Origin of the sequence: Pseudodesulfovibrio sp. 7M6, assembly GCF_050058625.1 — a bacterium.
Taxonomy (GTDB): Bacteria; Desulfobacterota; Desulfovibrionia; order Desulfovibrionales; family Desulfovibrionaceae; genus Pseudodesulfovibrio; species Pseudodesulfovibrio salinus.
In genome coordinates, this window is sequence record NZ_CP188816.1 from 3,268,697 (window position 1) to 3,287,523 (window position 18,827).

General features: G+C 59.7%; 17 protein-coding genes. 8 read left to right on the top strand and 9 right to left on the bottom strand.

Annotated elements, in window-relative coordinates; all coding sequences use genetic code 11:
* Positions 1-21: 21 nt before the first annotated feature.
* Positions 22-1,053 carry an ETX/MTX2 family pore-forming toxin gene (locus tag ACI0FG_RS15270; protein ID WP_419785863.1) on the bottom strand — a complete coding sequence of 344 codons (1,032 nt, stop codon included), beginning with the start codon at positions 1,051-1,053 and terminating at the stop codon, positions 22-24.
* Between the two features lie 442 nt (positions 1,054-1,495).
* On the opposite strand from ACI0FG_RS15270, the gene ACI0FG_RS15275 reads away from it, so the two are divergent.
* Complete coding sequence (locus tag ACI0FG_RS15275; protein WP_419785864.1) at positions 1,496-2,686, top strand: PhoH family protein; 1,191 nt, start codon at positions 1,496-1,498, stop codon at positions 2,684-2,686.
* A 49-nt stretch (positions 2,687-2,735) separates the two neighbouring features.
* The gene (locus tag ACI0FG_RS15280) at positions 2,736-3,848 is read left to right on the top strand and encodes a lytic transglycosylase domain-containing protein (protein WP_419785865.1); all 1,113 of its coding nucleotides are present in this window, start codon (positions 2,736-2,738) and stop codon (positions 3,846-3,848) included.
* A gap of 29 nt (positions 3,849-3,877) precedes the next feature.
* Here the strand turns inward: ACI0FG_RS15280 and ACI0FG_RS15285 are convergent, their stop codons facing one another.
* Positions 3,878-4,894: a TIGR00341 family protein gene (locus ACI0FG_RS15285; RefSeq protein ID WP_419785866.1), complete on the bottom strand. Its 1,017-nt coding sequence runs from the start codon at positions 4,892-4,894 to the stop codon at positions 3,878-3,880.
* A 148-nt stretch (positions 4,895-5,042) separates the two neighbouring features.
* On the opposite strand from ACI0FG_RS15285, the gene ACI0FG_RS15290 reads away from it, so the two are divergent.
* Both ACI0FG_RS15290 and ACI0FG_RS15295 read left to right on the top strand, forming a co-directional pair.
* Complete coding sequence (locus ACI0FG_RS15290; protein WP_419785867.1) at positions 5,043-7,328, top strand: ATP-binding protein; 2,286 nt, start codon at positions 5,043-5,045, stop codon at positions 7,326-7,328.
* 271 nt (positions 7,329-7,599) lie between these two features.
* Positions 7,600-8,529, top strand: coding sequence for a GGDEF domain-containing response regulator (locus ACI0FG_RS15295; protein WP_419785868.1), 930 nt, complete (start codon positions 7,600-7,602; stop codon positions 8,527-8,529).
* Positions 8,530-8,573: 44 nt separating this feature from the next.
* On the opposite strand, the gene ACI0FG_RS15300 is transcribed toward ACI0FG_RS15295, so the two are convergent.
* Genes ACI0FG_RS15300 through waaF form a run of 3 tightly spaced genes read right to left on the bottom strand, consistent with a single transcriptional unit; the run spans position 8,574 to position 10,410 of the window.
* Positions 8,574-8,873: a hypothetical protein gene (locus ACI0FG_RS15300; protein ID WP_419788402.1), complete on the bottom strand. Its 300-nt coding sequence runs from the start codon at positions 8,871-8,873 to the stop codon at positions 8,574-8,576.
* 31 nt (positions 8,874-8,904) lie between these two features.
* A complete protein-coding gene (locus ACI0FG_RS15305) occupies positions 8,905-9,327 on the bottom strand; it encodes a DUF4079 family protein (protein WP_419785869.1) in 423 nt (140 codons plus the stop codon).
* 48 nt (positions 9,328-9,375) lie between these two features.
* A complete protein-coding gene (gene waaF, locus ACI0FG_RS15310) occupies positions 9,376-10,410 on the bottom strand; it encodes a lipopolysaccharide heptosyltransferase II (RefSeq protein ID WP_419785870.1) in 1,035 nt (344 codons plus the stop codon).
* A gap of 98 nt (positions 10,411-10,508) precedes the next feature.
* Between waaF and ACI0FG_RS15315 the strand changes: the two genes are divergently transcribed.
* From ACI0FG_RS15315 to ACI0FG_RS15325, 3 genes are all read left to right on the top strand, one after another.
* The gene (locus tag ACI0FG_RS15315) at positions 10,509-10,748 is read left to right on the top strand and encodes a hypothetical protein (protein ID WP_419785871.1); all 240 of its coding nucleotides are present in this window, start codon (positions 10,509-10,511) and stop codon (positions 10,746-10,748) included.
* Positions 10,749-11,637: 889 nt separating this feature from the next.
* The gene (locus ACI0FG_RS15320) at positions 11,638-12,972 is read left to right on the top strand and encodes a tetratricopeptide repeat protein (protein WP_419785872.1); all 1,335 of its coding nucleotides are present in this window, start codon (positions 11,638-11,640) and stop codon (positions 12,970-12,972) included.
* Positions 12,973-13,070: 98 nt separating this feature from the next.
* Complete coding sequence (locus ACI0FG_RS15325; protein ID WP_419785873.1) at positions 13,071-14,621, top strand: tetratricopeptide repeat protein; 1,551 nt, start codon at positions 13,071-13,073, stop codon at positions 14,619-14,621.
* Here ACI0FG_RS15325 and ACI0FG_RS15330 read toward each other — a convergent pair.
* Together ACI0FG_RS15330 and ACI0FG_RS15335 are read right to left on the bottom strand one after the other, a co-directional pair.
* Positions 14,618-15,070, bottom strand: a complete 453-nt coding sequence (locus ACI0FG_RS15330) for a GNAT family N-acetyltransferase (protein ID WP_419785874.1) — start codon at positions 15,068-15,070, stop codon at positions 14,618-14,620. The two genes, ACI0FG_RS15325 and ACI0FG_RS15330, sit on opposite strands and share 4 nt — an antisense overlap.
* Before the next feature lie 20 nt (positions 15,071-15,090).
* On the bottom strand, positions 15,091-16,476 hold the full coding sequence (locus ACI0FG_RS15335; protein WP_419785875.1) for a M48 family metalloprotease: 1,386 nt from the start codon (positions 16,474-16,476) through the stop codon (positions 15,091-15,093).
* Between the two features lie 131 nt (positions 16,477-16,607).
* Between ACI0FG_RS15335 and ACI0FG_RS15340 the strand changes: the two genes are divergently transcribed.
* A complete protein-coding gene (locus ACI0FG_RS15340) occupies positions 16,608-17,327 on the top strand; it encodes a glutamine amidotransferase (protein WP_419785876.1) in 720 nt (239 codons plus the stop codon).
* A 6-nt stretch (positions 17,328-17,333) separates the two neighbouring features.
* On the opposite strand, the gene ACI0FG_RS15345 is transcribed toward ACI0FG_RS15340, so the two are convergent.
* Both ACI0FG_RS15345 and ACI0FG_RS15350 read right to left on the bottom strand, forming a co-directional pair.
* Positions 17,334-18,302, bottom strand: coding sequence for a glycosyltransferase (locus ACI0FG_RS15345; protein ID WP_419785877.1), 969 nt, complete (start codon positions 18,300-18,302; stop codon positions 17,334-17,336).
* The gene (locus tag ACI0FG_RS15350) at positions 18,299-18,766 is read right to left on the bottom strand and encodes a PaaI family thioesterase (protein ID WP_419785878.1); all 468 of its coding nucleotides are present in this window, start codon (positions 18,764-18,766) and stop codon (positions 18,299-18,301) included. The genes ACI0FG_RS15345 and ACI0FG_RS15350 overlap by 4 nt, the downstream gene beginning before the upstream one ends.
* Positions 18,767-18,827: the final 61 nt, after the last annotated feature.

The following is an 18,827-nucleotide window of genomic DNA, read 5'->3' on the forward strand; positions in this document are numbered from 1 at the left end:
TCAAACCTACGGCTCCTCCACTCACTCCACTTCAGTTGTAGAATCCGTGGAAAGAATGCCTTTCCAGCTTCCACTGGTCGTCTTTTTTATCCGAGTGCCATTCTTCCAGTCCAATTCCATTTCCACATCAAAGGGAATGTTGGTCATTTGCTGGACCAGCAACAGTTTTACGTGCACAGAGCTATGCGGAGGAACCGGGACTTTGGTCGTATCGGTATATTCATAATCATAGGAGGTGGTATAGCTCTTTGATGTGCGGGCTGTATCCGTCCAAGAACGGGAATAACTCCCCTTGGCCGCAAGCGATAGCTTGCTGCAGGTGTCCTTGTCGCCCAGGTTCAAATCAAAACCGACCTTCCCAGCCACTCCTACGGCTTGTGCCAGACTCGTCTCGTGTGAAAATTCGATATCGGCTTCGCGCTTGTGCGCATATTTCAACTCGACAATCTTATCGACAACAATATCGGAGCTGTTATCGACACCCTTGCTAGCAGCCATCAGCGGGACGGCCTGAGCCTTTTCCCACCGACTTTCAGCTTTCACCGTGACCATCTTCACTTCACCATATAACTGCCAGTAAATATCCGGCAAATCATCAGATTTTGCGTTCGCATCGGCAGGAATCAACTCCCACAAGGCAGCAACATGGCTTTCTGTCGGGTCCTGTCCCTCGGCAGCATCGTAACTTTGATGATAGACCTTGCCGTCGAATTTTTCACAACTGGTGACCGCAAAGGAATGGCAGAGGTCGCGGATCAGGACGCAGACATTGCCGTTCAGCATTTTCCGCTCCACCGCCCATTTGGCAACTGCCCGCTTTTTATTGTCCTGATGATATAAATGGTTATCCGCTTTTTCTCCGGCGCACAGATATTTTCCATGCAATCTGTCTACAATGTAATAAAAGCCGTCATCGGTAGGCTCCAGCAGCCACTCCGCATTCTGACGCCCCTCGGGTTTTTGCAGATAAACATGACCATCCGCCTTGTCCCCGGCGACAATGCCGCAGTCATCAAAAGCCTTGCTCATGATATGAAAATAAAACTCGCCCATGAAAATTCCTCCTTGCTTCACCCGTCTGTCTGCCAGAGTTCACGTATTTGCACTGAAACAGAAACGACGAAAGTTACACCCTATAACAACGATAACCGCAGGATAATGCACAATCAAATATATAATATCTCTGCATAGCCAAAGAGAAACAGGCGTTGGTGTATACAACTTTCATCAACCGATTCGTACGGTCTACCTTCATGCCCACGGCTGTTTCTCCGTTGCAAGCAGGTAGCCATTCCGTCACTTCCCCGCCATGCAGTCCGGTCGGCTTTCCAGCAAGTTGGCTCTAGACATTTTCTCAAAAACTGTTCATCGTGGTTTTCAATGGCGGTAACCTATTGGAGGAGTGTTATGAAATTGGTTTAGTGATTCCCGGCCTTGCGCCGGACCACCGGGTAGAAAACCAGGGAATCAACAAACAACCCACGGACGGGGGATTATGGCCCAAAAGCATTTCGTCCTCGACACCAACGTCCTCATAGAAAATCCCAAATGCATCACTGCCCTGCGCAACGGGGTGGAAAACCAGATCTACATTCCGTACACCGTCCTCACCGAGCTGGACGGCCTCAAGAAAGACCCGCGCATCGGGCACATCGTCGCCCAGGCGGTGCATGCCATCCGCTACGACGAACACGTCCATATCTTCCCTCCCGACTTTGCCCTCGCCCTCACCGACGACGTGATGGACGACCGCATCCTCAAGGAAATCATGCACATGGCCCCGGAAGAGGCCATGCTCATCACCAACGACCGCATCCTGCAAATCAAGGCCAAGGTCTACGGCATTCCCAGCGAGGAGTATCGGGACTCCGACCCGTTCCGGTCGGAATCCCAACGATACACCGGGTTCGTGGAGGAAGGCGATGAACTGGTCAACAACTGTTTCCGGTGGGAGGCGGGCACTCCGATCTTTTACGGACCGGAAGGGCCCAAACCCATCAGCTACAATCACGAGATATGGGGAGTAAAACCGCGCAGCGTCTACCAGAATCTCGCCCTGGAGCTGATGCTGCATGAGGGCATCGATCTGGTGTCCATCCAGTCCGAGGCGGGATACGGAAAGACCTTCCTCTCCCTGGCCGCCGCGCTCTATCTGACCCTGGAACGCAAGGACAACCCCTACCGGAAGATATATCTGGTCAAGCCGGTGGTGGAGATCGGGGCCAAGATGGGCTACCTGCCGGGCGACATCGAGGAAAAGATGCTGCCCTACATCAAGTACATTCAGGACCTGCTCATCAAGCTGCACGACATCCGCCCGGCCAACCGCATCTTCATGGACCCCGAGTCGGACTCGTACAAGCTGAACCCCAAGAAATTCGAAATCCAGCCCGTGGCCTTCATCCGGGGCATGAACATCGAAAACTCGGTGGTCATCGTGGACGAGATGCAAAACCTTTCGCGCGGCGAGACCCGCGCGCTCCTCACCCGCATGGGCGAAGGCGTCAAATGTATCTGCCTGGGCGACACGCGCCAGGTGGACAATCCGTACCTCAACGAGGCGAACAACGGTCTGAACTGGACGGTCAAGAAGCTTAAGGGGTACAAGAACTACGCGCACATGGTGCTCAAGGGCGACCGCTCGCGCGGGCCCATCACCGACATCGTGCTCAAATCAAAACTGTAGCGGTGTTGCCGCGCCGCTCACCCGGCGCGGCCGCCATGGAGACATAACCTTGATCTTTCGGCACCAGATTCTCCCGCTTCTGGCGGGCCTCTTCCTGTTGTCCGTCCCCCTGTCGGCCAATGCCGTGGGGCCGGATACCCACACGCCTCTGGAGCAGGCGTGCTTCCCGTCCCTGGAATCCGCCATCCGGGTAAAGGGACCCATTTTCTTCTGCAACGAACCGGTCCCGCTCGCCCTGCCCACCATACGCGAACGGTTGGAAAAGGAACTGCTGCTCATGCTCTGGGACCGCGCCCAGGTCATCCTCTGGCTCAAACGCACGGGCCGCTATTTCCCATACATCGAAGACGCGCTGGCCAAGGCGGGGCTGCCCGACGACCTCAAGTATGTGGCGGTCATCGAATCCGCGCTCATGCCCCATGCCGGGTCGGTGCGGGGTGCCAACGGCGTCTGGCAATTCATCGAATCCACCGGGCGCAACCACGGGCTGACCATCAACCGCTACGTTGACGAACGACGCAACTATCGGCTGGCCACCACGGCAGCCCTGTCCTACTTCAAGGACCTGTATGCGCAATTCGAGTCCTGGACTCTGGCCTGCGCAGGCTACAACATGGGGGAGATGGGACTGGCGCGCTGCATCAAGGCGCAAGAGGTGAGCAACTACTACCACCTGGACCTGCCGACCGAGACGGAACGGTACGTGCTCCGCGCCATTGCGGCAAAGATCATCCTCACCGCCCCGGGCAAATACGGCTTCCGCCTGCGGCCGGGAGACTACTATCGCCCCGCCCCCTGCGACAGCATCGTCCTCAAGACAGGCCGTGCTGCGCCCATCCTGGTGGTGGCCAAGGCGGCAAACACCTATTACAAGACCGTGCGGGACCTGAACCCCCAGTTCAGATTCGATGAAATCCCGGCCGGAGAGCACACGCTATTCCTGCCCAAGGGATCATCCAAGGGATTCGCCGCCCGCTACAAGAAATTCATTGCCAAATACCAGGATGAACATGGAACGCGAACCTACACGGTACGCAACGGCGACACCCTGACCGGGATAGCGGACCGGACCGGCACCTCGTTCCACACCCTGCTCAAGCTGAACAATCTCCACCGCCGTAGCGTCATCCACCCAGGCCAGCGGCTGGCCATCCCGCACTAGGCGGAAGCCTGCCGGCGAGCCTTCGTTGCCTACCGGTGCGACAGATAGAGCGCGCCGACCAGCAGCAGGAGCAGCACGGTCCAGACGGCCACGCTGCGCAGCACGACCACGCGGGCACGCTTTTGCTCCCACCATGTGAGCGGCTGAATGCCCTGCAGCAGAAATGTCGTCACTCCGGCCAGATTCAGGCAGATGATGTTGGCAAGGAAAAGCAGGCCGGAACCGGCCGCGCGGGGAATATCCGCAGCGCCCAGAAACAGTCCGCAAGCGGTAAGCGGCGGCAGCAGAGACAGGGCGACCATGACCCCCACCAGCGAGGTGGACGTCCCGGAGGTAAAGGAGAGGATTCCGGCGGCCCCTGATACAATGGCCAGGATAATATCCCCATAGGAGATGAGGCTCCGCTCGGCCAGTGCGGCGGAATGCGCGGGCAGGCCCATCACGGCCCCGTAGGCCGAGGAAAGGGCCAGGATGAGCATGATGCCCAGGGCCAGCGTCTTGAGCGAGGCCTGGGCGAGCTTGCGATCCCCGAGAGTGGTGGCCAGGGAAAGCCCCACATTGGGCCCTAGCAGCGGAGCCAGGACCATGGCACCGATGATCACCGCCACATTGTCGCGCACCAGACCGATGACCGCAATGAGCGCCGAAAACAGGGTGAGCAGCACGAAATTCCGCGTGAGCAGCGAGGTGTCCATAGCATCCGTGTACAACTCCTCGCGACTCAGCCGGTTTTGCCGCTTGCCGTTCTTCTCCCCCTCCTCTTCGGAAGGCTCCTCGTCCGGCTCGCTCAGTCGCGGCAGGGTGGCCTGCGCCTCATACACCACTATCCGGTATTTCTCGCTCCAGGCAAAAAGTTTCTCCATCTTGTCCATCACGTCCTCGGCCTCCTCCACATCCAGCACGATGCGGAAGCTGAGCGCGGTGTCGTCCTCCAACGGAGACGCCCAGTAGACATAGCCTTCGTCCGGGCGATGCTCCTCCAGGGACTTGACCACCTCGTCCTTGTCCTGACGGGGAGTAATGAGTTCGATGACGCGTAGAGGCATACAGTTGCTTTATATCATTTTGAAAGGGAAGAGAAAAGGTCGAAACGCCGGGCTCTTCCCTGCCGGGGATCAGCCGGATAAAACAAGATTATAATGCTGCCGCCTCAATCCTTGCGCTAAGGTAAAATACAAACATGGAGAGTGTGCCATGGCGGAATATGACCACATACAGACACAGCTCAGGGCCATTGCCCAAATGGTCTCATGCGAGATGGAGCGAGTACAAGACACGCTCTGCTGCCTCGAATCCCTGACCGTCAAACTGTTCAGGGAATCACAGCGCAATGAACACGCCGTGGAGGCGTGGCTGAAGGAAGACGGATTCGAACTGGGCGAGGACGGTTTTTTCCTCTCCCTCCCCAAACTGCATGCATTCCGGGCCAAGGAACTGTCGGACCTTGCCGTCAGCTTCTCCTGGCCGCCGGACAAGGTTGCCGATCCGGATGCCCGGCACCGGCTCTTCTGCCTGCACAATCTGGGTCCGATGCTCCGCGCCCTGCACCGCAGGCTACCCGGAGCCGCCTGGATCTATTATCAGGACGTGACCAACACGGCCATGCAGTATCCGTATATCGACCAGATCCAGGCCATCACCCCGGATTTCGACTGGTCGCAATATCACACCTATGCCTCTGTCGAACCTGTCGCCAACCCGGAACGGGAAGTCCGCTGGTCAGCGCCCCATGTGGATTATGCCGGGCAGGGGCTCATCGTGCCCGCATCGACTCCGGTTTACGTGGAGGACCGTTTCGTAGGACTGTGGAGCATCGACATCACCGTGGACAGCATGGTGCGACACGATATCCTGACTTCCAGCCGTCAATCCCAGCTGAACTGCATTGTGGACATGGACGGCAACGTCGTGGCAGGCGGTCCCGGCGTGGCCACCCGGGTGATGCGCAAGGGGGAGTCATCCCTGGTGCCGCTTACCGACGTGCACGAGTCCCTGACCTCGCTCAACCTGGATGCCATGTTCACTTCGGGCCAGGGAATGACCGAGGCCTCGGTGCAGGGAACCCGATACCAGATCCATTGGAGCAGAATCCAAAACTCCAGATGGCTGTGCCTGACATCCATCAACTCCAGCGAACTGCTGGCCACGGCAGGCGCGCAATTCAAGGAGGCCTTCAGCAGTTTGGGCGAGGGCGATACCGATACCATCATCGACACCCAGGGATTCCCCGACGAGATGCGCGAACTGGCCACCGCCTACAACTCCATGGTGTCCAAGGTGCAGGGAATGCATCAGCGGTTGCGCGACAAGAGCAACGAACTGGAAGAGGAAAAGCAACGGGCCGAATCCGCCAATCAGGCCAAGTCGAGCTTCCTGGCAAACATGAGCCATGAACTGCGTACCCCGCTCAACGGCATACTCGGAATGCATCAGCTGCTCTCCACAACGCCGCTGGACGAGGAACAGTCGAACTATGTCAGTCTGGCTGCGCAGTCCGCACGGCGGCTGACGAACCTGCTCTCCGACATTCTCGACCTGGTACGCATCGAAAGCGGAAAGATCGAGTTGGAGGAAAAGCCCCTCTCGCTTCAAGACACCATGGAATCGCTGCGGCATCTCTTCGGCCCGGCCTGCCGCCAGAAGGGGCTGATGCTGAATTGGGACATGGACGCGCGTATTCCGAACAAGCTGTGCGGTGATCCGCTCCGGCTCAACCAGATCCTGAACAACCTGATCGGCAACGCGGTCAAGTTTACGGAAAAGGGCGAGGTCCTCGTGGAGGCCTATCCCCTGCCGGAGCAGACGCCGGGAGAATACCACGTCCTCTTCTCCGTGTCCGATACCGGGGTCGGCATTGCACCGGAAAAGATCGATACTCTGTTCGAAGACTTCCGGCAGGTGAACGACGGATTGAAGCGCTCGCACCAGGGGGCTGGGCTGGGGCTGTCCATCGTGCAGCGCCTGGTCACGCTCATGGGCGGACATCTGGCCGTGGACAGCACCCCTGGACAGGGGACAACCGTCCACTTCTGCCTGAAGTTCAAGTTGCACGACAGTGATGAGGAAGCAAAACCGTATACGGTTGTGGAAAACAATACATACACCGACTACCCCATCCTGCTGGTGGAGGATGACATGGTGAACCGGCTCGCGCTGACATCCATCCTGCGTAAGGCTGGATACAAGGTCACCGCCGTGGAGAACGGTGCGGATGCATTGCAGGCACTGGCCAATCAGCCCTATTCGCTTATTCTCATGGATATACAGATGCCGATCATGGACGGCGTGGAAGCCACCCGTGCCATCCGGGCTGGGAGGGCGGGCGAGGCCAATACGGCCATTCCCATCGTGGCACTTACGGCCTATGCCATGGCCGGAGACCGCGAGCACTTCCTCGAAGTCGGCATGAACGATTATCTGGCCAAACCTGTGGAAGTGGACCGGCTGGGGGCCACCATCACCCGTTTTCTGCAACACTGAATACAACACACCCGACCACCGGACCGCAGGAGGGGAATTTTACGCAACCCAAGGCGGTCCCTTTCGGGGGAAAGGCGAGACCGTCCGGAACCGACGCCGGACGGTCTCATTCTGTCCATGCCCAAATCCGTACATATGGCCGGAAGCATCTTGCCGGGCGGTATAATCATATCATTACACCTTCCGCTTCATTATTCTCACAATTACAATCTGTAGGAGATCCGTTCACAAGCAGCCCTGCAACGACCTGACTGATTTCAGCGGAGACCTCATGCGTAAAATCCTCCTCGTGGACGACGATACCAACTTGCTGGACGCACTTGCGCTCTCGCTGCGCGGTTTTGATGTGGAAAAGGAATCGAATTCCAGCCAAGCCCTGGATAAATTGCGAAACGGACGCTACGCAGTGGTCATATCCGACATGCGAATGCCGGGCATGGACGGTGTCGGCCTGCTCAGAGCCGCACGGCTGGAAATCCCGGAGACCGTGCGCATCATGCTCACCGGCCATGGAGATCTTGAGATCGCCCAGCGCGCGATCAATTCAGGCGGCGTGTTCAAGTTCATGCTCAAGCCGGTCGATCCGGATGAACTGAGGCGGGTTGTGACCGAAGCCTTGGAAGAGCATGAACGCAAAATGCGGGACACCGCTATCCGGGAAAACGCCCTGCACGACGAACTGACCGGTCTGACGGGCAGGACACTCTTCCTGGAACACGGCCAGGTGGCATTGGCCCGAGCCCGACGCAACGGCTCAAAGGTCGCCCTTCTCTTCATCGACCTGGACGGGTTCAAGGATATCAACGACACCTACGGACACATCGCCGGAGACAAGGTACTGACGACGACGGCCGAGCGGATCCGGAAGCGCATCCGCGAGAGTGACCGGGCCGCCCGTTTCGGCGGGGATGAATTCATCGTCATGCTGGCCGACATTAAGCGGCGCGAAGACGCGCGAACCGTTGGCAACGCCCTGGCCGAAGTCATATCCGAACCAATCTATTGGATGGAAGAAGAACTGGCCGTATGCGTGAGTATCGGCATTGCCTTCTACCCGACTGACGGGAACAACATGGAAACGATCATCCAGGCAGCAGATGAAGCCATGTACCGCGCCAAACGCGGCGGAGGGTGCAAGGTGGAATTCGCAACAGAGCATGACGGGCATGCGGCGGGAGACAGGCAGGACCGAAGTGAATAAGACGCTTTCAGGATACGGAGCACACTATTTCGGAAGGTCAGGACTTATCCCTTCCCCTCGCCGTCCCGATTGCGCACATCGTTGCGCCAGCCGTTAAGCGGGGCATAGCATCCCTGCCCCTCATGCTGGGAGCGACGAACCTCCGGCCCCTGCTCCGGGTCGAGCATCAGGCCGCACAGATACCGTCCCTGCGCCGCGTCCCACCGCAGATCCGGGCAGCGGCGCACATAACCGTACCGCCGGTGGGATTCCTGGCAGGGGTCGGTCAGGCAGCACCAGCCGCACCCCACACAGGGCGCCACCTCGCTGGTCAGCGGCTTGATGCCGGGGGCGCCCCCGAACATGTCGAATTCGTTCCGTCCGTCGCTCATGGCCTTACAGTACGAAATTGCGGATGACGTCCCAGCCCGTGGTGAACTGGTACAGGGCCAGGGCCAGCAAAAGCAGGTTGCAGGCCCCATGCAGCAGGGGCAGCACGGTCCGTGCCGCCTTGCGCCGGTCCATGTAGTTGCCGGACAGCCACCCCGCCGCGAGAAGCGGCATCATGGACAGAGCCATCTCGTAATGATCGCCGGTAATGAAGTTGATACCCCAGGCAAGCCGGGCAGTGCCCAGGCCGCCGAAGAATCCCAGCAGCATGAGGCCGATGGCCGCGTTGCCCCACAAGACGTGACGCTTCCACAAAAACTGCGTGCGCATGCCCAGATGACGGGACAAAAACCGCTCAACCCCGAGGTAGGCGGCATATATCATCACCAAGACTGTGAGTGTCATCAACACAGGATGGAACCAGAGCATGGGCCTCTCCTTGTTTTACCGCCCAATCTACACCATTTTCACGGTGAATCAAAGACCGAGCTTGCCCCGCAACGCCTCCCAGACGCCTTCCGGCCCGAGATCGCGCATACAACGATGATGATCCAAGGGACATTTGCGAGGGCCATGCAGGCCGCAGGGACGACAGTCCAAGGGAATTTCCATGACAGTGGAGGCCGCGCCGCGCGGGAAAAAGCCAAGTGAACGCACCGTGGGGCCAAAAACGGCAACCAGAGGCGTATCCTGAATCCAGGCCAGATGCATGGGACCGGAATCATTGGTCAGGCAGGCATCGCACCGCCCCAGCCAGGCGGCCAGCTCGGGCAGCGAGAGCTTGCCGGAAAGATCGGTAATGGCGGGACCGCCACCAGCCGAGGCCACCACCCTGGCGGCCACGGACTCCTCGCCCGGACCGCCGAAGACCAGCACCCGCACCCCAGCCTCGGCCGCACGGCGGGCCACCTCGCCGAAATATTCCACAGGCCAGCACTTGGTGGGCCAGGTGGAACCGGGATGTATGCCGAGAACAGGCTCCCCGCCCATATGCTCCGTCCAGAAGGATTCGGCAGCCGCACGGGCCTTTTCCGGCACAACCAGCCGGGTCTCGGGCGCAGGCGTGGTTATCCCCAGCGGTGCCAGCAGCTGGAAGAGCCGCTCTATCTCATCCAGTTCGTCAAACAGCCTGTCCACGGTCTCGGTGTAGGCGATCCGGTTGAACCAGGGGGCATTGTATCCGATACGGCGGGAGACGCCGGTAGCCCAGGCAACCAGAGCGGAGCGGGAACTCTTGTGGGTCCCGATCCACAGGTCGAATCCTTCCCGGCCAAGCTCCCGGCCGTACCGAACGGCGGCGGGCAGGGAGTGCTGCGCGCCCCGCTTGTCGAACCCGTGCACCGAGGCAATGCCGGGCTGTGCCGAAAACAACGGCTCCAGCCCGCTGCGCACGAAGAAATGGACCTCGGCGTCGGGAAAACGGAGATTCAGGGCACGCAACAGCGGCAGGGTGAGCACGGCGTCGCCCAAAAAGGCGGTCTGCCAGACACCGATCTTGCGGGGTGTATCCATGGGCGGTGTTGTATCCTGCGGAAGGGGTTCAGGCAATGGTTGATCTGACACGCCAAACCCACTATCCTGACGCGCATCAGCGAAACCTGGAGACCACTATGAAATACATCATGTTCGAAGACTTTTCCGGCGTGCCCATTCCCATCATTTTCCCCAATCGCATCGACCACCAGGAGATGCGCGAACAGATGCCCTACACCAAGGTGCTTTCGGCCGGATACATCTCCCACGGGCCGGAAGGGTTCCGCTGCCACGGCAGCTCCAAACCCCTGGAGGTCCAGGCCGGTCCGGACGATGCCTCCATCATCGCGGCCAAGTTCACCGACGTGGAAAGCTAGGAGCGCCCCAGGGCCCTGCGCATCACCTTTGTGGGGGTGGGAGAATCGTTCGACGAGACACTGCCGAACACCAGCCTCCTTGTAGAATCCGGTGAGACCTCGCTGCGGCTCGATTGCGGGTTCTCCGCCCCGTACGCTTTCTGGCAACGGCCCGGCAACGGATCGCCGGCGCTGTCTGTCTTCCCCACTATCATGCCAACCACCCGTTCGGCCTGCCCATTCCGCTTACCCGTTTCATGGAGGAAGGCTGCCCTCCGTCCACTCACGGTGATGGGGCACTCGGGGAGTGGATTACCTCGTTTCATAATTATAATGCCTGGCCTCTCCGAATACGCTTGACAAAACGCAATTTCCCATTAGCTACGTCACGTGCAAGCCGGATGGGGAACAGCGCCTTGGACCATTTACCCCACACTTTTCCGCCAATGAACACGCCGTGCCGAATCCGGCCGTCCGCGTGAAAGGGCCAGGCGGGACGTTCTTCTATTCCGGCGACGCTCGCTCCACCCCGGAAGCCCGCGCCCAGGCCAGAGGCTGTCCGCTGGTGGGGCACGAAGCTTTTTCGCTAGGGCCGGAAAGCCGGGCCACAGCACCATAGCCATTGTCGTTGATTTCCCCCGCGAGACGCGGCGCCTCCACCCTGGCGCTGGTTCACATACAGCGTCAGGTCCGCCAAAAAGTCAGGCTGATATTCTGGCAATGGCGGAACGACAAAATGGCCTGAGAGTACTGCTGCCGAGAGTGGGCGAAACAATTAAAATGTGACCAATTACGGATTTCATCCGTAAAGAGAGAGGGTCAGTTTATAAATACATTTTGCTTCATTCTACATTAGAGTGAAGGCAACCTGAAAGACTGGCCTCACCCAAATGATTATTCAGGGGAGAATATGGCTGACAAAAAATACGATTCCATAGTTTACGATTACTTTGAAAAACGCGGTGGGATGGTGGTCCTCATCAGCGCAGACCAGCTGTTCAAACGCACGCTGTCGGCCACCATTCTCAAGACCATCGGGACCAAGCGCGACTGCCTGTCCACATTCGAAAACGTCCCGGCCGGGCTCAAGAAACTCAGGGATTTCCACACGGCGCGGATCGATTGCACCGTATTCATAGAGCGTATGCTGGATGGCAGGCCGAGCACGGATACCATCATCACCCTCAAGAAACTGCTGCCGGACCTCAAAATCATTGTCCTGGTGGGTGAAACACGCCGCGAAAACATCGCCTATTTTTACGAGATCGGCGTGAACAACGTCATCTCCAAACCGGCGTCCATGAACAACATCATCGAAAAGCTGGCCTTCACCATCAAACCGCAAGGCAAGCTGAGCGAGCTCATGGGGCTGGGCCAGCGGCTGCTCGCAGCCGGAAAATTCAAGGAAACCCTGGCTATCTGCGACAAGATCCTGAAACTCAAGCCGAACTCCCCCGCCGGGCTCATGCTGCGTGGCGACGTTTTGCTGGAGCAGGACCGCCGGGACAAGGCCATTGAGTGCTACCTCAAAGCGCACGAGAGCTCCCATCTCTACCTGGAACCGCTCAAGAAACTGGCCGTGGCCTACGAAGGGGTGAATGAAGAGGAACGCCTCAAATACCTCAAGAAGCTGGACCGCCTCAGCCCGCTGAACACGGAGCGCAAGACGGATATCGGCGAGGTCTACCTGCGCCAGAATAAAATGGACATGGCCGAAAAATATTTCGATCAGGCCATTGAATCGGCCACGCGCGAGGCCATGGCCCATGTCGGATCGGTGGCGGAACGGATTTCCGACGCAGTCGGCAAGGCATCGCCGGGCCTGTCCGAAAAATACCTGGGCAAGCTCCTGGAGACCAAGGCGGACACCCTGAGCAAGGACGATATCGCCATTTTCAACAAGCTGGGCATCGCCTTGCGTGGCCAGGGGAAATGGCGGGAAGCCATAGACAACTACGCGCGCGCCCTGGAAATTGCCCCGGACGACGAGGGGCTGCACTACAACATGGCCATGGCCTGGTTTGACGGCGGCGATTTGCGTCAGGCAGCGAAATGCCTGGAAAACGCCCTCAAGATCAATCCGGAGTTCTACCGGAAAAGCGTCCCCGCCTCCATGAATATAGGGGCCATCTTCTACGACCTGCGACGCATGGACGAGGCCCTGCCCTTTTTCGAAAACGCATTGCGGCTCAAGCCCGGCCACGACCTGGCCCGCAAAAAGGTGGAAGGCATCAGGAGCAGATAGCCATAGCCGCCTTGACCATATTCAGCGGCGACGGGTAGGATGGGCCTGAAGCCGCAACACATGTCGGGGACTCCCCGCGCTCCCACGGAGGCGACCGCATGCCGGGACAATACGACCACATCATCCATCGATTCCTCGCCGAGCAAGGCGGGGCCGTGGTTTGTCTCTCGGACGACGTCACCTTTATCCGCTCCCTGCGCAACATCCTCTTACGTCTCATCGGGTTCAAGGGGGAGATCCTCTTTTCCTTCACGCATGAGGGCCATGCCCTGGAGAAATGCCTGGAGCTGCGTGACCAGGGCACTCCCTGCCTCGTCTTTGTGGAGCGAAGGATAGAGAATCATCCAAGCACGGATTTCCTGATCCGCCTCAAGCGGGAATTCCCGGCCTGTCTGGTGGTAGTACTCACCTGGGAAGCCACGCAGGAAACCGTGGCCTATTTCTTCGAACTCGGCATCAGCCGCGTGCTGGTCAAGCCCGCGTCCGCGGACCGGGCCATCGAGGAAATGGCAATGTCCATCAGCCCACCCGGCGAACTCAGAAAGCAGATGGAGCGGTGCGACAGGCTCCTGGCAGGCGGCGATTTTTACAAAGCCCTGGAGGCCACGGACCGCATCCTGGTCCTCAGTCCCGACTCTGCCCGAGGGCTGGTCATGCGCGGCGACGCGCTTACCGGCATCGGCGACACGGACAAGGCCGTCCAGGCGTACATGGCCGCCCATGAGTCGCGCCCCATCTACATGGAGCCGCTCATCAAGCTGGCCCGGGCCTTCAACGGCATGGATGACGAAAAGGCCCTCGGCTATCTGGAACAGCTGGACGAGATCTCACCGCTCAACCCGGAACGCAAGATCGACATCGCGGAGCAACACCTGCGCCAGGGAGACGCGGAAAAGGCCGAGGCATACCTGGACCGCAGTATGGAGGTGGCCGAGCGCGAACTCCTGAGCCATGTGGGGGACCTGACCGAACGCATCGTGGACGCCGTGGCCCCGCAGGCCCCAAACCTGGCCGTGAAATATCTGAACCGCGTCATCGACAACAAGCGCGTGCTGGGGCGCGACGACCTCGTGCATTTCAACAGGCTGGGCATCATCCTGCGCGGCGAAGGCAAGTGGCAGGAAGCCGTGGACGTCTACCAGCGGGCGCTGACCATTGCCCCGGACGATCCCGTGGTCCATTACAACATGGGACTGGCCTACTGGGAGGGCGAGGAGCGGATGAAAGGACTCAAGAGCTTTGAGCAGGCTCTGGCCCTGGACCCGAATTTCTACGTCGGCAGTGTGGGCGCGGCCCTGAACATCGGCTCCCTCTACCTGGACCTGCGCCAGTTCGACGACGCCGTGCCCTACCTGCGCCATGTCCTGAAACTGGACCCGGAAAACCAGACCGCCCGAAAACGGCTCAAGGACGCCGAAGACCGGGTCTCCGCCCCCCGCCCCAGACGAGGCCGGGAAAGGGAGGACGAACAGGACGCATCACCGGGCCTGGACCTTGACGCGATGAAAAACGACTCCGGCCTGAAGAAAAGAACGGCGACGGGATCAGGCGGCAAGGCCTTTGATCTGGACTCCCTGCCGGACTCCCCTGGCCCGGACAAGGGCGGGAAAAAGCAACCGCGCGGAAAGGGACATCGGTTCGACTTCTAGCCGTTGCCCTCAAGCCGCAGATGCAGGAGGGGAAACGGCTTGCCCATGCCGTCCAGCGGGGAACGGGCCGCCACCGAAAATCCCATATGTTCGTAAAACCCGACCGCTCCCGGATTCTGCTCGTTGACGTCCACTTCCCGCGCACCCAGCTCACGCACGGCGTACAGCAGCAGCTGTTTTCCCAGCCCGCAACCGAAACTCTCCGGGCGAAGGAACAGCATCTCGATCTTTTGCCCGGCCACACCGATAAAGCCGAGCAATTCGCCCTGCCCATCCCTGGCACAGAACAGATCGACGGCGGGCAGACATTCATTCTGGACCAACGGCCGGAAGAACAGGATGTCCGCCTCGGAAAGGAAATGGTGCGTGGCCCGAACCGACGCCTCCCAAACTTCCAGAATATCGGCGTAATCTCCCCGCTCTCCGGGGCAAATAATCGCTTCCGGCATGGTATCCGTCCTCCCTGTTCCTAGACCAGCCCGGCAAACGGATCGGCCTGCGGCGCAGCCTCGCCCCGGACATACCCCCATTCCACCAGCTTGTAGTAGGCGTATTTGGCCTGATCGCCCTGGTTGACCTGATTGAGGAAGCGCACATATTCCTGCGCGGCCTCAGGACGATGCCCCATGCCCTCCTGACAGTAGCCCTTGTAGAAACTGAGGTAGGGATTGCCCGGCAGGGCCTTGTCGTAGGCGGCGAAATCCTCGTAGGCGGCGTCGAACTTTTCGGCCTTAAGCTGGAGCACTCCGGCGAGCTGCATGGCCTGGGGTTCAAGCGGATTCGTCTGCCGGGCCTTCAACGCATAGGAGCGGCCCTCGTCATACTTTTTCCGGGCAATGCAGCATTTGGTCATCAGCAACAGCCCGGCATAGTCGCCAGGGGCCTTCTTGAGGGCCGAGGCAAAAGAGGTCCTGGCCTCATCGTATTTCTGCTTGTTCATCAGCTTTTCCCCGGCCTGCATATCCTTGATGGCTGGTCCCAGCTTGCGCAGCCCGACGGTGTTGTCCATGTACCGTTCCCGATGCAGGGGATAGTTGTGGGCCGAGGCGTATTTTCCGGCAGCCTGTTTGCGCGCCGTGCCCAGCCGTTCGCTGCTCATGGGGTGTGAGGCGAACATGGCCTCCACCGCGCTCGGCTGGCTGTCGTGCTGCTCGTTAAGCATGTTCATGAGCGCCACCATGCCCTCGGGATTGTAGCCGTCGCGGGTCATGTACTCCATGCCCAGGGCATCGGCCTCCCGCTCATCATCCCGACTGTAGGAGGCAAGAAGCGCTCCGGCGCCGAAGCCGCCCAATCCGCCTGCCAGCGCCCCCCAGGTCTTGCCATACTTGGCACCTACCACGGCGCCGCCCAGGCCGGCCAAACCGCCGACCACCATCTGCGACGACATGCGCGAGGCCGTATGCCGGGCATTGACGTGACCAACCTCGTGCCCCAGCAGTCCGGCCAGCTCGGCCTCGCTCTCCACACCAAGCAAAATGCCGCGCGTACAGGCCACGGTCCCGCCCGGGAAAGCATAGGCATTGACGTAGTTGGCGTTCACCACATGAAAGGAATAGGGCATGTCCGGCCGGTGGCTCACCGCGGCCAGGGATTTTCCCACCCCGGACACATAGTTGTTGAGGGAAAGGTCCTTTGTCTGCCCATAGTCGGCAGAGAGCTGGTGCGGAGACGCCTGCTTGTCCATGGCGATCTCCTCCTCCCGGCTGACCAGCATGAACTGGCTCTGGCCCGTGACTGGATTTTTGGCGCAGCCCCACATGGCCGGTCCGGCGGCCAGCCCAAGGGCAGCAAGACCTCCGGCCCGCAAAAACTCGCGGCGCGAATGACGGCGTGCAATGTTGATCCGGCGCATAACACTCCCTCCTCACTTCAAAGCATACCGCATGGGTGCGGCAGACTCAAGCCGGACCGTTGACAGGCCGATCAGCTTGGGACACGATGACACACCTTGCAACCCTTCAACCAATCCACATCTCTACATATATGACTAAACCGTTTCTCATCGTAAAGACCGGCGGAACCTTTGACGAATATGCGGCGAAGCACGAGGATTTCGAGCACTGGACAGCCCGGCGCATGGGGCTGGCCCCCGGCCAGTGGACCTGCGTGGACGTCCGCACCGGCGCAATCCTGCCCAAACCGGGCCGGTTCGCGGGCATAGCCGTCACCGGCTCCCACGACATGGTCACCGATGATCTGCCCTGGATAGAGACCTCGGCACGATGGCTTGCCGAAGCGGCAGGCGCAGGGCTTCCGATCTTCGGCATCTGCTTCGGCCACCAGCTCCTGGCCCATGCCCTGGGCGGCAAGGCCGGATATCATCCCAAGGGACCGGAGATCGGCACGGTCCCGATCACACTGACGCCGAAGGCTGGGGATGACCCGCTCTTCTCAGCGCTGCCCAATCCCTTCGCGGCCCACGTCACCCACTCGCAATCCGCGCTGGAGCTGCCGCCGGACGCAGTGCTCCTGGCCCATAGCGATCACGACGCCCACCAGGCCTTTCGCGTGGGGGAATGTACCTGGGGCGTGCAGTTCCACCCGGAATTCGATGCGGATGCCAGCCGGATGTACGTGCTGAACCAGGCGGACAAGGTAAAAAAGATGGGACAGGACCCGAAGCAGGTCGAGGCGGCCGTCCGCCCTACCCCGGAATCCACCGGGTTGCTGAAGGCCTTTGCCCGGTTCTGCATGGAACGCTGACGCGGGCTACTCCGCCTCGCCGCCCTCCTGCTCCATGGCACGGAGGTGTTCCGCCGTCTGTATGGCGGTCAGGGCACCGATCCTGTCTCCCCTGGCGCGAAGCATCCGTGCCAGGGCAAGATAGTATTCCGATCTGGGGTCATATTTGATTGCCAGATCGTACGCACTGGCGGCACGGTCCAGATCGCCCGCCTCTTCACACATTTTCCCGGTGCTGTAGGTCATCCGGGCCACGCGGCACAGGCGCAGATCGTTTATCCGTGACAGCCGGACAGGATCATCGGCCAACAGCGCGTTGGACCGCGCATAGACCGTGTTCATGCTCTCCACAAAGCGGTCCGCATACTGCTCGCGCACATTGGCGCCCGAGCCGTCCTCAAAAAAGGCGGCGGTGACTTCCGGGATATGGACAAACGGCCACCTAAGGGAGAGGCGAATGAACAAATCCCAGTCTTCCAGATAGTGCAGGGAAGGCTCGAAAAGTCCTACCTCATCCAGGCAGTCACGCCCATGTGTCAGGCAGATGATCGGGATGTAGTTCTCGATCATCAAGGCGTCGGCATCAAAATCGCTGGAATAGGGAACGTCAACGGTTCCTCCCGGCGTTGAAATCCGTTCGGCGTCGGAATAAACCACGCGCGTTTCCGGCTGCGCGACATACACCTCAGCGTGCCGCTCCAGATGATCGGGCCGAAAAATATCGTCGTCATCCAGATAGGCCACCATCCGGCCGGACGCGGCCGCAAGCCCGGCATTACGCGCGGCCGAGGGGCCGGTATGCCCGGCGGTGCACAGCAATGCCGCCCGCTCCAGCCCGGAGGCCTTCACAATCCCGGACACGTCTATCTCGCCGTCATTGACCACCACGACCTCAAAATCAGTCCAGGTTTGCCGGGCCAGACTCTTCAGGCAACGGACAAGTTCAGCGGGTCGATCATGCGTGGGAACGATGACGGAAAAGAAGGGAGTGCTCACGACGCACCCCCCGCCCCGCTTCCGTTTGCAAGCTTCAATTTTTCCGGCGAGACCACCCGGTACTCACCCCGCACGGCAGTGCAGACCTTGCCTGCCGCGTTCAAGATGCGGCCCGTCAAATTGATGGACGCTCCTTCGCGAGACTTGACCGAACACTCAAGACGGAGCGGGACCTCCACCGGAACCGGACGCAGAAAATGAAAGCGCGCCCCGGCGGTGACGGCGCACTCCTCTCCGGTGGAGGCATAAGCCGACCACCACATGATTTCGTCGAGCAGGGCCATCTGAATACCTCCGTGCAAAACGCCATCCCGACCGCAAAAGCGGGATTCCGGCGTATAGTCGGTAAAGGTCAGATCGGCTTCGTCGTCATAAAAGAAGGTCAGTTTGAGACTGGCCGGGTTGGCCGGGCCGCAGAAAAAGCAATGGCCGTCGGCATAAGGGTTGGGAATTTCCCGAATCATGATGCGCTCCGTCATTTGGTTTCGTCCGTCTTACCCGAAACCCGAAATAAGCAGAAGCCCC

Excerpts from the sequence above, each read along its gene's own strand:
- ACI0FG_RS15270 (WP_419785863.1), bottom strand. The coding sequence starts at position 1,053 with ATGGGCGAGTTTTATTTTCATATCATGAGCAAGGCTTTTGATGACTGC.
- ACI0FG_RS15275 (WP_419785864.1), top strand. The coding sequence starts at position 1,496 with ATGGCCCAAAAGCATTTCGTCCTCGACACCAACGTCCTCATAGAAAAT.
- ACI0FG_RS15285 (WP_419785866.1), bottom strand. The coding sequence starts at position 4,894 with ATGCCTCTACGCGTCATCGAACTCATTACTCCCCGTCAGGACAAGGAC.
- ACI0FG_RS15290 (WP_419785867.1), top strand. The coding sequence starts at position 5,043 with ATGGCGGAATATGACCACATACAGACACAGCTCAGGGCCATTGCCCAA.
- ACI0FG_RS15295 (WP_419785868.1), top strand. The coding sequence starts at position 7,600 with ATGCGTAAAATCCTCCTCGTGGACGACGATACCAACTTGCTGGACGCA.
- ACI0FG_RS15300 (WP_419788402.1), bottom strand. The coding sequence starts at position 8,873 with ATGTTCGGGGGCGCCCCCGGCATCAAGCCGCTGACCAGCGAGGTGGCG.
- ACI0FG_RS15305 (WP_419785869.1), bottom strand. The coding sequence starts at position 9,327 with ATGCTCTGGTTCCATCCTGTGTTGATGACACTCACAGTCTTGGTGATG.
- waaF (WP_419785870.1), bottom strand. The coding sequence starts at position 10,410 with ATGGATACACCCCGCAAGATCGGTGTCTGGCAGACCGCCTTTTTGGGC.
- ACI0FG_RS15315 (WP_419785871.1), top strand. The coding sequence starts at position 10,509 with ATGAAATACATCATGTTCGAAGACTTTTCCGGCGTGCCCATTCCCATC.
- ACI0FG_RS15320 (WP_419785872.1), top strand. The coding sequence starts at position 11,638 with ATGGCTGACAAAAAATACGATTCCATAGTTTACGATTACTTTGAAAAA.
- ACI0FG_RS15325 (WP_419785873.1), top strand. The coding sequence starts at position 13,071 with ATGCCGGGACAATACGACCACATCATCCATCGATTCCTCGCCGAGCAA.
- ACI0FG_RS15330 (WP_419785874.1), bottom strand. The coding sequence starts at position 15,070 with ATGCCGGAAGCGATTATTTGCCCCGGAGAGCGGGGAGATTACGCCGAT.
- ACI0FG_RS15335 (WP_419785875.1), bottom strand. The coding sequence starts at position 16,476 with ATGCGCCGGATCAACATTGCACGCCGTCATTCGCGCCGCGAGTTTTTG.
- ACI0FG_RS15340 (WP_419785876.1), top strand. The coding sequence starts at position 16,608 with ATGACTAAACCGTTTCTCATCGTAAAGACCGGCGGAACCTTTGACGAA.
- ACI0FG_RS15350 (WP_419785878.1), bottom strand. The coding sequence starts at position 18,766 with ATGATTCGGGAAATTCCCAACCCTTATGCCGACGGCCATTGCTTTTTC.